The 14,506-nt window shown below is 71.8% G+C and carries 10 protein-coding genes, 1 tRNA gene and 3 pseudogenes; 6 read left to right on the top strand and 8 right to left on the bottom strand.

Translation table 11 applies throughout. The features are described from left to right. The first annotated feature begins 97 nt into the window (after positions 1-97). The 3 genes and pseudogenes from IF01_RS43415 to IF01_RS46615 all read left to right on the top strand — a co-directional run. Positions 98-898: a class I SAM-dependent methyltransferase gene (locus tag IF01_RS43415; protein ID WP_051754795.1), complete on the top strand. Its 801-nt coding sequence runs from the start codon at positions 98-100 to the stop codon at positions 896-898. A gap of 769 nt (positions 899-1,667) precedes the next feature. Continuing rightward, positions 1,668-2,270, top strand: a complete 603-nt coding sequence (locus IF01_RS46610; RefSeq protein WP_157855134.1) for a hypothetical protein — start codon at positions 1,668-1,670, stop codon at positions 2,268-2,270. Between the two features lie 49 nt (positions 2,271-2,319). After that, positions 2,320-2,457 (top strand): annotated as a pseudogene (locus tag IF01_RS46615) (IS5/IS1182 family transposase); the annotation flags it as partial. 34 nt (positions 2,458-2,491) lie between these two features. Here the strand turns inward: IF01_RS46615 and IF01_RS0100920 are convergent. Beyond that, positions 2,492-2,923, bottom strand: coding sequence for a VOC family protein (locus IF01_RS0100920; RefSeq protein ID WP_030391247.1), 432 nt, complete (start codon positions 2,921-2,923; stop codon positions 2,492-2,494). 341 nt (positions 2,924-3,264) lie between these two features. Further along, on the bottom strand, positions 3,265-3,873 hold the full coding sequence (locus IF01_RS0100925) for a hypothetical protein (protein ID WP_030391248.1): 609 nt from the start codon (positions 3,871-3,873) through the stop codon (positions 3,265-3,267). Between the two features lie 481 nt (positions 3,874-4,354). Between IF01_RS0100925 and IF01_RS48025 the strand changes: the two genes are divergently transcribed. Beyond that, positions 4,355-4,472, top strand: a tRNA-Arg gene (locus IF01_RS48025). Positions 4,473-5,041: 569 nt separating this feature from the next. Here IF01_RS48025 and IF01_RS0100930 read toward each other — a convergent pair. After that, positions 5,042-5,791, bottom strand: a complete 750-nt coding sequence (locus IF01_RS0100930; protein ID WP_030391249.1) for a dienelactone hydrolase family protein — start codon at positions 5,789-5,791, stop codon at positions 5,042-5,044. Between the two features lie 174 nt (positions 5,792-5,965). Here IF01_RS0100930 and IF01_RS0100935 point away from each other — a divergent pair, with 174 nt between their 5' ends. Beyond that, a complete protein-coding gene (locus IF01_RS0100935; RefSeq protein WP_037778605.1) occupies positions 5,966-6,844 on the top strand; it encodes a helix-turn-helix transcriptional regulator in 879 nt (292 codons plus the stop codon). 24 nt (positions 6,845-6,868) lie between these two features. On the opposite strand, the gene IF01_RS0100940 is transcribed toward IF01_RS0100935, so the two are convergent. Beyond that, complete coding sequence (locus IF01_RS0100940) at positions 6,869-8,569, bottom strand: serine/threonine-protein kinase (RefSeq protein ID WP_341845473.1); 1,701 nt, start codon at positions 8,567-8,569, stop codon at positions 6,869-6,871. Continuing rightward, entirely contained in the window at positions 8,566-10,221 is a 1,656-nt protein-coding gene (locus IF01_RS43420; protein ID WP_051754796.1) for a serine/threonine-protein kinase, read from the bottom strand. The genes IF01_RS0100940 and IF01_RS43420 overlap by 4 nt, the downstream gene beginning before the upstream one ends. Positions 10,222-10,460: 239 nt before the next feature. Between IF01_RS43420 and IF01_RS0100950 the strand changes: the two genes are divergently transcribed. Then, complete coding sequence (locus IF01_RS0100950) at positions 10,461-11,612, top strand: serine hydrolase domain-containing protein (RefSeq protein ID WP_030391253.1); 1,152 nt, start codon at positions 10,461-10,463, stop codon at positions 11,610-11,612. Positions 11,613-11,799: 187 nt separating this feature from the next. Here the strand turns inward: IF01_RS0100950 and IF01_RS51760 are convergent. The 3 genes and pseudogenes from IF01_RS51760 to IF01_RS0100960 all read right to left on the bottom strand — a co-directional run. Then, positions 11,800-12,522: pseudogene (locus tag IF01_RS51760) on the bottom strand (Ig domain-containing protein); the annotation flags it as partial. Between the two features lie 210 nt (positions 12,523-12,732). Next, positions 12,733-13,350: pseudogene (locus IF01_RS51765) on the bottom strand (trypsin-like peptidase domain-containing protein); the annotation flags it as partial. A gap of 299 nt (positions 13,351-13,649) precedes the next feature. Next, positions 13,650-14,459, bottom strand: coding sequence for a hypothetical protein (locus IF01_RS0100960; protein ID WP_030391255.1), 810 nt, complete (start codon positions 14,457-14,459; stop codon positions 13,650-13,652). Positions 14,460-14,506 lie beyond the last annotated feature (47 nt).

Genomic DNA, 14,506 nt, shown 5'->3' on the forward strand with positions numbered 1-14,506 from the left:
AGGCCCCCTCTCCCGGTCCGGCCCGCGCACCGCACCCGGTGCGCGGGCCGCCCCATTCCGAAGGGACACCATGACCTCCTCCCCCAACCCCCTAGACATGACCCGCCGCCAGGTCTTCGGTAGCGTCGCCGAGATATACGACGCAGCCCGCCCCGGCTACCCCGACGTCCTCGTCTCCGCCGTCCTGGACTACGCCGCCCTCGGCGACCGCCCCGCCCTCGAAGCCGGAGCCGGCACGGGCAAGGCCACCGTCCCGTTCGCAGCCGCCCTCAACAGCCCGCTCACCTGCGTCGAACCCGACGCCCGCATGGCCGAGGTCCTGCGCCGCAACACCGCGGCCCACCCCAATGTCCGGATCGAGGTGAGTTCCTTCGAGGACTGGCAGCCCGGCGACACCCGCTTCGGGCTGCTCTTCGCCGCGACCTCCTGGCACTGGATCGACCCGGCGCGGCGCTGGGACCTCGCCCACGATGTCCTCGCCCCGGGCGGCACAGTCGCCCTCTTCTGGAACCCCCTGGGCATCAGCGACCCGGACCTCCACGCCGCCCTCGCCGAGGTCGACCAGCGCCACGGTCTCACCCACACACCCCACGCCGTCCTCGCCTCCGCCTTCGGCGACACCCCGGGCCACTGGCCCGACATGCTCGGCCACTGGCCGGCCGTCGAGTGCGCGAAGGACGCCCGCTTCACCGACCTCCGCTCCCTACGCTTCCGCGAGGAGGCCCACTACGAGACGGCGGACTACCTCGCCTACCTCTCCTCCCTCTCGATGTACGCCGCCCTCCCCACCGACCACCGCTCCCAGGCCCTCACCGACACCGCCGCCGTCATCGACTCCCACGGCACCGGCGCCCCCGTCGAACGCATCCACGACCTCTTCCTCACCCGCCGCCACTGACCCCGGCCTCCGCACCAGCCAACGGCACCTCGGCATGCGCGGGTAGCAGCTGCTTGAGCTTTCGGATCTTTACGCCGTAAAGGCAACCGTCCCCTCGTTCGCGAGCGGCAGACCTCCACGCCCTCCAACCGCTTCCGCGCGAAGCCGATGCCCGCCCGGGGTTCCGCACAGCTCACAACCTCCGCCCCTCTCCAGGGCGCCGGACCGCAAAGTCGGAGCCCCCGACTTCCCGTGCACTCCCACCGCCTGTCGCCCGCCGGCCGGGACCGGATTCAGGAGCCCTGCTGCCAGTGACCCATCCTCCGACCACGCCCCGACAGCCCAGAGAACCGCCTGCCGGTGTCTCCGCCATACAGCCAAGCTCCAAGGAGCCGAGCGCAGTTGAAATGCGAATCCAGTCGGGGCCTACGTGGTCCACAACTTGGCCCCTGCCGGCTCGGCAGGGGCCAAGTGCCTTGCACAGGAAGTCGGCGCATTCGACTTCCTGCGCCCCGGCAGGACGTCGAACCTCGAAGCGCCAACGCCAGTGGGCTGCGCAGGACCTGGAGAGTGGTGGCATCCGACCTCCAAACCGCTGCCCCGGACGGAGAGCTGCCGTCGAGCAAGGCCCGCGGGCGAGCCGCTCGCCCGGGCCCAGTACCGCGGACGCCGAGTTGTGCCAGTGGGACACGAATCAAGGCGCCCGCCCGATGAGCGATTCGACTAGCTGTGCCGCGTGTACGGCACCCGGCCCGACCGCCTGGGGTACGGCCGTGACTACTTTGGGGCAATGCTGGGACACCTCGAACAGGCCGGCCTGACGGACCTTTTCCCGTTCACGAACGTCGAGTCGAAGGCGGACCTCATCACGCGGATTCGCGGGGCACGCGAGCGCGTCGTGATGTTCGGCCTCACCAGGAACTTCTACGGCTCCGACGAGATAATGCCGATCATCACCTCGAAGTCGCGCGAGGTGCCGGTCCGAATCTTCATCATGGACCCGCACTGCGACAGCCGACGCGACCGGTACCGGCTGGAGCCGGCCGAAGCCGCGATGGAGGACCCCGCACGGTACGAGCGGGAAGTGCTCCGGCCACTCGCCGAGGCAGCCGAGCGGGCAGGCGGTGACCTGAGGATCTACCTCTACAACTTCCCCTGCAGCTTCGCGATGGAGCGGTGTGACGACAGCATCCGGGTCATGCTGTACGGCCACGGGAAGCGCGGCACGGACGGCCCGATCATGACGTTCGACAAGGGTGGCGCGGCAGAGGGCACCTCGTACTGGCAGTACTTCGCCAGCCAGCTCGCATGGGTCCAACGGCTCGCAGACGCCGAGGAGACACCCGAGCCGTGGCGGTCGAAGGACATCGCAGTGCGGGAATACCGAGTCTGACACCCCGCCACAGTGCGTCGGGCAGCTCTGCCGGACGAGACCGGTCCCGCAGGAATCCGGGGCCGAGGCCGCCGTCGGCCGGACAAGCACGGTCGCCGACGGCGGCTACCCCGGAACCGGCCTCGTCATCCCGCACCGCCGACCCCGGGGCGGCGAACTGACGGACTGGCAGAAAGTGCCCGGAAAGCGGCTCCCCACCTCGTCGTCCCGGAGGAGAAGAATCAGGCGAGGCAGAACTCGTTGCCCTCGATGTCCTGCATCGTGATGCAGGACTCGTTGACGCCATCGGCGCGCTGCGTCAGCACGTGCTTCGCGCCGAGCACCGTCAGCCGTGCGCATTCGGCCTCAAGTGCGGCCAGGCGCTCGTCACCCACGAGCCCGACGCCGGCCCGCACATCGAGATGCACCCGGTTCTTGACGACCTTGCCTTCGGGAACCCGCTGGAAGAGCAGGCGCGGGGCCACACCCGAGGGATCAGTGCACGCGAAGTAGACCGCATCCTCGGGCGGCAGCGAGCGGAAGCACTCCTCCCACGTGGCGAAGCCCTCCGGGACCTCCGGCATGACGTACCCCAGCACCTCGCACCAGAAGGCGGCGAGGCCCACCGGTTCCGCGCAGTCGAAGGTCACTTGGAACTGCTTGATCGTTGACATTGGCGCACAATAACAGGGGCCCTGCTCATCTCCCCAGGTCAGGAGGATTGCACGTTGTCGGGAGGGGGGCTGCTACCCACTGTCGTGTCGTGCGGTCGCAGGGGTGAACCGAGGCCGGCGTCTCCCCGAAGGGATCCTGGCCAACCAATCCCGCGCTGTCGAAGACCGGTTACGGGACAAGCTTTCGCGCCCAGAACGAAGAGGCTCCGCAGCAACCTGCGCAGGAAGTCGGCGCATCCGACTTCCTGCGCAGGGGTCCAAAGCCCCAATACACCTGGCCGCGAAGCCGTAGGGCACCACTCGAGGCCTGCCGAAGAATCGGTCCCGGCCGGGCCGGAGCTTCACTGGTACAGACTCCAGTTGCCGAATCGGGCGAGCAGGTCCAGGGTGTCGTCCTCATTGAGACCGAGTGCGGCGGCCGCCTCCTCCGGGCTTGCCTTCGCCCGCACGTCGTGGGCCGGCCAGTACGAGGACCGGACTGCGGTGACCTCCAGCAGGCGGGCGGCTCTCACCGCTGCCAGAGGCGATTGCTGCGCCAACTTCTCGATCTTCTCCGAGACGAGGCGCAGCAGGTCGGTGATGTCCTCCGGGACGGCAATGGCCGACTTCTCCACCGTGGTGGTGTGTCCGTCCCACCATTCCATCTCGCATTCTTCCGCGAGGTCTCCAGCAGCAACCCGAAGGTTCTGCTCACCGATCTGCGCCCAGTCGAGCGGGCGCTCGGTACCGGTCCAGCCGCACGAGCACACGGCACGCAGGGCGTGTGCTCTGGGAGTAAGGCTGAAGCTGCCGTCGTAGACGCTCCACTCCGAGGTGGTCTGCCCTCCCGCTCCGGACGACAGCGGAAAGAAGGCGGGCTCCGGAACTGTGCCGTCGGGCAGTAGTACGCCGACAGAGCCTTCGTGCGATGACCCGAACTCGTCCGTGGTCCATGTTTCCCGTTCAGCCATCGACGGCCCTCCATCGTCGGCCTGGTCGGCACGGCCGTTCGCCGCGCCTCGCGGACAACGATCCCGCAGCGGGTGGCCGTGTATTGGCGGAACACAGAAAGTCTTTTTATTGCCAGGCTGGGGACAGGGAGCGGGTCGCTCTTCGGGGCCAGCACAGCAGTTGGCCGCGCGCCGGGCCGATCGTCGGAAGATCGGCGAACGGCTCAGCTGGGCCAAGCGGGCCCACTGTGGTCACCGCACCCGGTCCCTTGTGGCCGGCACGCCCTCGAAGACGCCACCGAAATCACTGCGCGACCGACACCCAGCAAACACCAGCACCTTGAGACGCCGAGGTCAGTGGACAACTGCCGCCCGACCGGGTCTCGGCTCAACTCCTGTGGTTCTGTGGCAGCGGGTGTCGCTGCTGGATAAGGCATCGCTACGCCAACGCCGTCCCGCTACCGTGTCCCGGAACGGGAAAGCGCGCATTCCCGCAGGCTGCGGTGCCGTGGCAGAGCGGCCCATTGCGATCGACGTGGGCGAGGTCCCGCTCACGTCGACTGACGGAGACGGACGGCCCTGTCCCTATCTGTCCGCGGGTTCGAATCCCGTCGGCGCCGCAGCCGACCTGGAAGTTGTCCAACGCCTCTATTGCAGCACCGGTCCAGGTCCACAGCGGGCGATTGGGGCCCGCGCGTCTCCTACGCCGGGCAACTCGAACCAAGACCCGAAACCCGGCCCACGGGAACGCGAGCCCTTCGCCACGCCGTCCTGCGTGGGAAGTCGGCGTATCCGACTTCCCACGCAGGCACCCAAAGCCACAATCCGTCCCCGCCCCACCGCAAGACTGGTGGGGCAGGGCCAACCCCGCGTGTGCGGGGAGCAGCCTCTCGCCCCACACAGACGTGCCAGCCGAAGTAGGGACCATCCCCGCGTGTGCGGGGAGCAGAGTGGATCGCAACTCCCCACAACTGGCTGCGAGGGACCAACCCCGCGTGTGCGGGGAGCAGAGTTCGTGACCTGCGCGTTCAGGCGGCGAGCGAGCCGGATTTCGCAACTTCTTGGAATTCGGACATCTGGCGCATTCCCTTCATCGCCATCACTACCCCGGAAGCCTACGCCCCCGAACTCCCCCGCCCGGCCCGCCGAGTTCGCCTCGGCGGGCCGGGCCTCACCGACCCCAGCCCCCTCACGCCGCCGGTTCACCGATCCGCACTCCCGTGAAGGCCAGCAGGCGGTGCCAGGCGTCGGTGCAGGCCTCGCTCCAGTCCTCCTCGCTGTCGTCGAAGAACGAGTGCGGGGCGCCCTCGTACACCTTCATCTCGTACTCCTTGCCCGCCCGCTCAAGACCGCCGGTGAACTCCGCGAACTCCTCCCGCGTCGTCACCACGTCCTCCCCCGCCAGCAGCATCAGCAGCGGCGCCGTCAACTGCTCCGTCCGGTCGCCGAAGAAGCGCGGCACGCCGTAGAAGCCCGCCGCGCCGGACAGGCCGAGGTCGGTGGTGGCGAGGCGCCAGGAGTAGGAGCCGCCGAGGCAGAAGCCGACGCCGAACACCGGGGCGTCGCTCCACTCGCGCAGCTTGGTCAGCGCCGCTGCCGCGTCGGCCTCGACGTGGGCGGGCTCCAGGAGGGGCATGTGGACCGCCCAGTCGAAGTCGGCGTCCCTGGGGGTCAGGCCGGCCGAGCGGCCGTAGACGTCGAAGGCCATGACGTGGAACCCGGCCTCGGCGAAGCGGCGGGCGAGGTCCTCGTAGAAGGGGTGCAGGCCGCGACGGTCCGGGAGGAGGAGGATGCTGCGGCCGTTGGGGACGCTCGGGGCGGCGCGGAAGGCATTGAACCGGTTGCCGTCGGCCGCAGTGATCTCCAACCGGCCCTCCTCGGCGACCGTCCCGGTGACGACGGGGGCGGCGGGCGGGCGGCTGTCGGTGGGGTGGCACATGGGTTGTCCCTGAGTATGTGAGGCGGTGCGGGAGCCCGGGGCTCCCTCGAACAAGTCCCAGCCTGTCGGGGCCGCGCCCGACCGCCCAGGCCCCGCTGATACGGGTACTGCCAGGGCCACCCTAGGCACCGGCCGTTCGGCACCGGCCGTTCAGCACCGGTCATACTGGCCCGCATGGACGATCACCATGATTTCGGGGAGTTCCTCCAGGCCCGCCGGGCGCTGATCACCCCGCAGAGCGCCGGGCTGCGCGGTGGCGGACGGCGGCGGGTGCCGGGTCTGCGGCGCGAGGAGTTGGCGCAGTTGGCGGGGATCAGCGTCGAGTACTACCAGCGTCTGGAGCAGGGCCGGGCGAAGCATCCGTCCGACGAGGTCCTCGACGCGCTCGCCGAGGTGCTGCGCCTGGACCGGGTGGAGCGCGAGCACCTGCACCGCCTCGCCCGGCCGGGACGAAAGGTCCGTCCCACCGGCGGGCCCGAGTCGGACCGGGCGGCGAGCGCCCGCCCGGAGCTGGTGCGGCTGCTGGAGCACGTGCGGGTCCCGGCGATGGTGCTGAGCGACCGCCTGGACGTCCTCGCGCTGAACCCGGTCGCCAAGCGGCTGTTCGTCCACGGGGCGTCCGCCGCGCCGGGCAGCTGGAACCTGGCCGTGTTCCTCTTCCTCGCCCCGGAGGCCCGGGAGTTCTACGTCGAGTGGGACCGGCTCGCCGCCGACACCGTGGGCCAGCTCCGCGCCACCGCCGGGCGTCACCCCGAGGACCGGCAACTCGCCCGGCTGATCGACCGGTTGCGTGCGGAGAGCGACACCTTCCACCGGCTCTGGTCCCGCGCGGACGTGGAGGTCCGCACCCACGGCACCAAGAGCTTCCGCCACCCGGCCGTGGGGACGCTCACCTTCACCTACGAGACCCTCGACCTGTCCGGCCCGGAACGCCAGCGCCTGGTGACCCTCACCCCGGTGCCGAACGACCCGACCGAGGCCGCCCTGCACCTCCTCACCACCTGGGCCACGGACCCGACGGTCCCGGCCGCCCGCCAACCCCAGGACGCCTGAACACCGGGACACGACTGCGGACGCTCAGTGCGGCATCGCCGCCAGCGCCGCGCGCGCGACCTCGGCCGCCTGCGCCTCGCAGCGCTCCGCCGGGTGGTCCGGCCCGCCCAGGCCCACCCAGAGCCAGAGGTTGCCGTCCCGGACGGCGAGCGAGCAGCTCTCGCCCTGGCCCGGCGCGTCCCAGAACGCGTCGTCCCCCACACCGATGCCGGGGGCGTTCCGCTTGCCCTTGGCGAAGTCGCCGAAGTCGCTCCGCTGCACCCGGGTGCCGTTGTCGCTGCCGGAGGTGCGCCGGATCTTCCAGGTCACGCTGGCGGCCGCGGTGTCGTCCCAGTAGCGGGCGCCGTCGACCGCGAGGTACGAGCCGTACCAGGCGCACCGGGTGTTGGCGTAGGTGGTCTGTTCGTAGTAGCTGTCCTTCTCCGCCCGGCGCTGCTCGGCGGGAAAGGGCAGTTGGGGGGCCGCCTCCGAACAGATCGGCGCCTTCAGGTACTTGTCCGCGGCGGCCGGGCCGGTACCTGCTCCCCCGCCGTTCGGGTCGTGCAGCAGCAGGTATCCGCCGCCGCCGAGACCGGCCAGCGCGAGCACGACGGTGGCCATCAGGGCGGTGGGCCGACGGCGCCGACGGGGCGGGGCCGATTCCGGTGCCGGTGACGGTGCCGACGTAGCGTCGACCGCGCCACCGGAGCCGGTGACCGCACCGTCCAGGACGGTGCGCAGCGCGGTCGGTTCGGGCTGGACAACGGCGGCGGCAGCAGGCCCGACGGCCGCAGGCGCTCCCGCGCGCAGCACCAGGGTGCGGCCCGGGTCGGCCAGCAGCCGGTCCACCTCCGCCTGCTGCGCGGTGATCATCGTGTGCACCGCGGCCGGCCAGCGCCGGGCGGCGGGGGCGACCGGGCCGAGGAGTTCGAGCAGCCGGGCGGGGGTCGGGCGGGCGGCCGGGTCCTTGACCAGGCAGGCTTCCAGGAACGGACGTGTCTCCGGTGCGACGCCGCCGAGGTCCGGCTCGCTGTGCACGACGTTGTAAAGGGTCCGCAGCGCGGACGCCCCCTCGAACGGGCTGCGTCCGCTCAGGGCCAGCGCCAGCAGGGAGGCGAGCGAGAACACGTCGCTCGCCGGGGTCAGGGCCCGCCCCTCCGCCTGCTCGGGGGACATGAACGCGGGCGAACCGATCACCCCGCCGGTGTGGGTGAGTTCGGCGTCCTCCTCGACCGCCCGGGCGATCCCGAAGTCGATGACCCGCACGCCGTCCTCGGCGAGCAGGACGTTCCCCGGTTTGAGGTCGCGGTGGATGAGCCCGGCCCGGTGGATCTCCACCAGGGCCGTCGCCAGGCCGACCGCGAGCCCGTGCACGGCGTCCGAGGGCAGCGGTCCGCCGGACTCCACCGCGTCCGCCAGCGACGGGCCGACCACGAACACCGAGGCCAGCCAGGGCGTCACCGCCTCCACGTCGGCGTCCATCACAGCCGCCGTGAAGGCGCCGGACACGCGGCGGGAGGCGGCGACCTCGCGCCGGAACCTGGCCCGGAACGCGGCATCGGCGGCGAACCGTTCATGCACCTGCTTGACGGCCACCAGTCGCCCGTCCGGGCCCGCGCCCAGCAGCACCCGGCCCATCCCGCCGCGGCCGAGCTCGGCCAGGACCCGGTACGGGCCGACCTCGGCCGGATCGGACTCCCGGCGCGGCCGCATCGACGGGCCCGGAGCGCCCGTGGGGCCGGTCACTTGAACGCCGGTGTGGTGGCGGACATGTCCGGGGACGCGCCGTTGACCGTCACGTACTTCGCCAGCTCCACCGCCGACGCGGCGAGCGTCCTGGTCGTCTCCTCGCACTGCCCCTTCGGGTAGCCGGCACCCTTCACCGCGAGGAACACGTACAGATTGACGTCCCGGACGTAGAGCACGCAGTTGCTCTCGTCCAGATACTTCGCCGGAAGCCAGAACGCCTCCTCCGCGTAGCCGGGGTCCGCCACGCGCGTACGACCACCGACGTAGAGGCCCTCGTAGTGTTCCTTCGCCCGCGCGGCGCCGCTCACTCCGCCGGGGACGCTCGGGAAGACGTCCCATACGATGCTGACCTGGTCACCGCTGCGGCTGTTCCACTGGCAGGACTTCTCCGGAACCTTCCCGTACGTGTCCGTGGCCTCCCACGTCCCGGGGTTTCCCCACGGCAGCGAGAACTCCGGTGGTGCCGTCACCCTGCGGGCGTCCACGCACGTCGGCACCGCCGGCGCGTACTTGTCCTTGACCTGCGCGAGCGGGACGTTCCCCGGCGTGGGCACCGCCTCCGGGAGCACGAAGTCCAGGTCCACCACCCCGGTGGCGACCAGCCCGCCCGCGACCCCGGCGAGCGCCAGCACCGTCGCGCCCACCGCCAGCGCGATCCGCAGGCCGCGCCGGCGCCGACGAACGGGCGCGGGCTGCGGCACGGTCGGCGGCGGCAGCACGGGCGCGGGCTGCGGCACGGGCCGCGACGCGGTCTGCGTGGGCACCGAGGCGACGACGTGCGGCGCACCGCCACCCATCAACCGGTCCACCTCCGCCCGCTGCACCGCGAGCAGGCCGTGCACCGCGTCGGGCCACGGCCGGGCCGCGGGCTCGATCCGCCCCAGCGCCGCCAGCACCGCCTGCGGGGTCGGCCGGGCCGCCGGATCCTTCGCCAGGCACGCCGCGACCAACGGCCGCAGGCCCGCCGGTACCCCGCTCAGCTCCGGTTCGGCGTGCAGGACGGCGAACAGGATCCGCGGCAACGACTCCCCGGCGAAGGCGGGACGACCGGCAGAGGCCACCGCGAGCGTCGCCCCGAGCGAGAACACGTCGCTGGCGGGCGTCAGCTCACGTCCCTCGACCTGCTCGGGCGACATGAAGCCGGGCGAGCCGATCATCGCGCCGGTGCGGGTCAGCTTGGTGTCCTGCCCCTCGGCCGCCCGGGCGATCCCGAAGTCGATCACCCGTACGCCGTCCTCGGCGAGCAGCACATTGGAGGGCTTGAGATCACGGTGGATCAACCCGGCCGCGTGCACGTCGATCAGCGCCTGCGCCAGCCCGGCCGCCAACCGGCGCGCGGACTCCTCCGGCAGCGCCCCGACCGCGCGCAACGCCTCGTTCAACGCGGGCCCCAGCACGAACTGCGAGGCCAGCCAAGGCGTCCCGGCCTCCGGATCGGCGGCGATCACGGCCGCCGTGTACGCACCGGAGACCCGCCGCGAAGCCTCCACCTCGCGCCGGAAGCGCACCCGGAACCCGTCGTCCCCGGCGAACTCGGCGTGCACCTGCTTCACCGCCACGGCCCGCCCGTCCGGCGCTACCCCCAGCAGCACCTGGCCCATCCCGCCCTGCCCGAGCACCGCCAGCAGCCTGAACGGCCCGATCTGCACGGGACCGTACGGCCCTAGACCCTCCATGTTGACATGCCCCCCACCGCTGCCAGCCTGCGACGGATCATACCGACGCGCCCCGACGCCAGCGTCCCCAACCCCGTTCACCGGAGCTGCACATGATCCTCCGCCGGGAATAGATCCCCAACCACTCGTCTCCGCAAGGGGGTTGCCCCCCGGACCGGCGCGGGGGCGGGCCCGAGCGCGGAACGGGTGTACACGCACGTAGCTTGGGCCGCATGAAGAAACACGCGTTACTCGCGGCCCTCGTCGTCATCGTCGGCGCCACGCTGCCGACCGGGACCGCCACCGCCACGCCCGCGCGCCCCGGCTGCGGCAACCACCGGGCCCTGCAAGCCGCGTTGGACGGGTTGACCGGCGAGCACCGGCTGGCCGGCGCCGTCGTCGAGGTCGTCGAGCCCGGTTGCGGGGCGTGGGCCGGCGCGAGCGGCGTCGCCGACGTACGGACCGGGCGGCCGGCGAGCGCCAAGGACCGGTTCCGGATCGGCAGCGTCACCAAGACGTTCACGGCCACCGTCGTCCTCCAGCTCGCGGCCGAGGGACGCCTCTCGCTGGACTCCACGGTGGAGGACCATCTGCCGGGCGTGGTCCGGGGCGGCGGCTACGACGGGCGCACCATCACCGTCCGCCAACTCCTCCAGCAGACCGGCGGCCTGCCGGACCACGCCGACGCGTTCGCCGACGCGGACGTCGACTGGCTGCGCCACCACCGGTTCGCACCGCGGGAACTCGTCGAGGCCGCGCTCCGCCTGCCGCATCCCGGGCCCGGCTGGCACTACTCGACCACCAACTTCGTCCTCGCGGGCCTCGTCGTCGAGCACGTCACCGGGCGGTCGATCGAGGACGAGGTCACCCGGCGCGTCATCGACCCGCTGCGCCTGCGCGACACCTACTGGCCGGGCACGGCGGAGGACATCCGCGGCCGCCACTCGCACAGCTACTTCACCGCCGAGCGCGACGGCGTGCCGGTCCGGGTCGACGGCACCCGCTGGAACACCTCGGCCGGCGGCGCGGGCGGTGCGCTGATCTCCACGCCGTCCGACGTCAACCGCTTCCTCGCCGCGCTGCTCGGCGGCCGCCTGCTCCCCGCCGCACAGCTCGCCGAGATGCGCACCACCGTGCCCGGCGACCCCGAGCGGCTCGGCAGCGAGGGCCGCTACGGGCTCGGGCTGATCACCGAACCGCTCTCCTGCGGCGGCGTCTGGACCGGCCACACCGGCTCCACCCGGGCCGGCCACCACACCGTCACCGCCATGGCTCCCGGCGGCAAGCAGGCCACGATCGCCATCAACGAGTCCCCGACCACCGACGCGGCCGCGAACGCCGTGCTCGCCGCCCTGGACACGGCGCTCTGCCCGCCCCGGACGTAAGGACGCAAGGAGGCGGGGAGACAGGGAAGCAGGGAGGCAGGGAGGTGCGGCGCAGGAAGTCGGCGGGATCGACTTCCTGCTCCGCCCGTGATGCCGGACGGCCGCGAGTACCGACCGGCCACCGCCCGCGGCGCGGCCCCTCGGAGTGCGCTCCGAGGGGCCGCGCCGTCGGCTCACGCAGCCGGCGTCAGCTGGTGGCGATCGAGGTGTCGTCGATCACGAAGCTGGTCTGCAGCGAGGAGTCCTCGGTGCCGTTGAACTTGATCGTCACCGACTGGCCCGCGTAGCCGGACAGGTCGAAGGTGCGCAGCTGGTAGCCCGCGGCAGCGTCCACGTTGGAGTAGGTCTTCAGCGTGGTGCCGTTGGCCTGGACCGTCAGCTTGTCGTACGCCGTGGTGCCGGACTCGCCGGTGTCGATGTGCAGGTAGAAGCTGAGGGTCGCCTTGCAGCCCGAGGGCACGGTGACCGTCTGCGAGAGGCTGTCGGTGTGGGTGGAGCCGTAGCCGTTCAGCCACGCCTTCCAGCTGCCACCGTGCGGGGCCTGCGAGGAGGAGTTGTCGACGACGCCGCTGGAGGTGGTCCACGGCGCGGCCGTGCCCGTCTCGAAGCCCGCGTTGCCGAGCAGCTGGGCCGGGGTGCAGGTGCCGCCACCGCCGCCGGTGACCACCCAGGTGAAGCTGGTGCTACCGGCCTTGGCGGCCGCGTCCTTCGCCGTCACGGTGACGTTGTAGGTGCCCGCGGTGCTCGCGGTGCCGCTGATGACACCGGTGGAGGCGTTGATCGACAGACCGGCCGGCAGGCCCGTCGCCGAGTAGGTGTAGGGGGTCGAGCCGCCGCTCGCCGTGATCTTGAGGTTGGCCGAACCGCCCACCGCCGTCGACTGGTTGCCCGGGTTGGCGACCGAGACGGAGCCGCTGCCCGCGGGCTTCGTCAGCAGGCAGCCGCTGACGTTGAGGTCGATGACCCGACCGTTGCCCAGGCAGGTGGTGAACCAGTAGGTCTCCTGGCCGTAACTCTGGCCCTGGTGCACCGTGGTGGTGCCGTCGGCGGCGACCTCGCACGGGTTGTTGAGGGTGCACATCTGGCCGTCGTCGTTGCCGGTGTTGTTGATGCCGACGACCTTGCGCGTGGCGGCGTCGACGATCGGCGAACCGGAGGTGCCGTGCGTGGTGTTGCAGCCGGCGCTGTAGCGGATCGAGTCGCGCCAGCTCCAGGCGTCCTCGCGCAGGTCGGTGAAGCCGTTGACGGAGCAGTTCCAGGTCTGCTTCCAGTAGGACGACGGTATGTACATCGCCGAACCGTCGACCGGGTGGGTGTCGTTGATCGTCAGCGCGGTGGCACCGAACTTCGTGGTGATCGACCCGAAGGTGTCGGTGAGCTGGTACAGCGCGACATCGGTGCCGGTCATGGTTGCGTACAGCACCTTGTCGGCCTGCACGGTGCCGAGCGAACCGCCGGAGGCGTTGAGCAGGGTGCCGCTGCGGCTGGCGGTCTGGTTCTGGATGACCTGGCCGGCGGGGGGCATGGTCGGCAGGCAGTGGCCGTTGGTGAGCATCAGGGCCCGGTCGGTGTCGACCGACGAGGGGTAACGCACCAGCGAGGCCGAGCAGTTGCTCAGCGCGATGGTGGACGCCAGGTCACCGGCCTGTACCGCCTGCGCGGGGGCGACTGCCACCGAGGTGAGGACCCCGGCGATGACAGCGCTCGCGGCGGACGCGGCGGCAAGTCTCTTGAGCATGGCTCTCCTTGTGGGGGATGCGGGGCGTACGACCGGTTGCGGACGCCCGCGCCGCACGAAAGTGCCATGGTCACCTCAATCGGTCAACCGATCGGGCAGAAGTCACACCCGCGAATCCACCCGAGCCACCATCAACCGGCCACCTTCCACGCACGGGTGAATGTTCGCCGGGCGGCGTGATGATCCGACCGCGGGCGGGCTACGGCTGCCGGAGCCGCTGGGCGTCGTCCTGGACACGGCCGAGTTCTGACGGCACCGAGGACCCCCGGGCGGCCTGATCGCCCTTGCCGCGGCGGGGGTCAGCGCAGGTCGAGGACCGGGCGGGTGGAGAGGCAGTCGACGAGGTCCTCGCCCTCCTCGCCGTAGACGAAGGCCGCGAGGTCGGGGTGGCGGTTGGCCGTGGCGAGCGGGAGCCAGGACAGGAAGGTGCCGTAGCCGCCGCAGACGGACTCGCCGCCGTCGCCCCCGTGGATCAGGCCGGGCTCGGCGGTGATCTCGGAGCGGTAGGTGTCGTGCGCGATGAGCAGGCCGAAGGCGTTCGGGCCGGCGTGCGGGCCGGTGTCGTCGCCGTAGGGGATGCGGTCGAGCGGGCACTCGTCGCCCCAGCGGAACAGGGTGCGGGCGCCGGCGCCGCAGGCGTGCTCCCACTCGTCGGGCGTCGGCAGCCGGAGGCCCTCGCGGGCGAGGAGGGCCGGCATGTCGGCGGGTGCCTCCTCGATCGGCTCGTCCTCGACGGCCATGAGCAGGGTCGGCACGGTGACCGTCCGGCGCGGGCTGAGCACCCGGGCGAGGTGGGCGTGCAGGTCCTCGTCGCCGAAGCCCTGGTCGACGCTCTCCTCCCGGTAGCCGGCGAGGAGTTCGGCGGACGGCCGCCAGGCCGCCGGGTCGAAGCCGACGGTGACCCGGCCGCCCGGTATCAGCGCGAACATCCGCCCGCCCCGCTCGACCAGCACCCGGTGCAGCGGCGCCCCCAGGTGCTCGACCGTCTCGACCCGCTCCAGCCGCCCGCCCGCGCCGTCGGCGGCCTGGGCCGCGATCCGGGTGGCGGCGGCGAGGTCGAGCCGGCGCCAGGCGGCGAAGGTGAGGGCGGCGAGCGGTTCGGGGGCCATGACGGGAGTGTGGCACGGGCCACTGACAATTGACCGGGAGCGGACCG

Origin of the sequence: Kitasatospora purpeofusca (assembly GCF_000718025.1) — a bacterium.
In the GTDB taxonomy this organism is placed as follows: Bacteria; Actinomycetota; Actinomycetes; order Streptomycetales; family Streptomycetaceae; genus Kitasatospora; species Kitasatospora purpeofusca.

Coding starts and splice junctions, on each gene's coding strand:
- IF01_RS43415 (WP_051754795.1), top strand. CDS start 98: ATGACCCGCCGCCAGGTCTTCGGTAGCGTCGCCGAGATATACGACGCA.
- IF01_RS46610 (WP_157855134.1), top strand. CDS start 1,668: ATGCTGGGACACCTCGAACAGGCCGGCCTGACGGACCTTTTCCCGTTC.
- IF01_RS0100920 (WP_030391247.1), bottom strand. CDS start 2,923: ATGTCAACGATCAAGCAGTTCCAAGTGACCTTCGACTGCGCGGAACCG.
- IF01_RS0100925 (WP_030391248.1), bottom strand. CDS start 3,873: ATGGCTGAACGGGAAACATGGACCACGGACGAGTTCGGGTCATCGCAC.
- IF01_RS0100930 (WP_030391249.1), bottom strand. CDS start 5,791: ATGTGCCACCCCACCGACAGCCGCCCGCCCGCCGCCCCCGTCGTCACC.
- IF01_RS0100935 (WP_037778605.1), top strand. CDS start 5,966: ATGGACGATCACCATGATTTCGGGGAGTTCCTCCAGGCCCGCCGGGCG.
- IF01_RS0100950 (WP_030391253.1), top strand. CDS start 10,461: ATGAAGAAACACGCGTTACTCGCGGCCCTCGTCGTCATCGTCGGCGCC.
- IF01_RS0100960 (WP_030391255.1), bottom strand. CDS start 14,459: ATGGCCCCCGAACCGCTCGCCGCCCTCACCTTCGCCGCCTGGCGCCGG.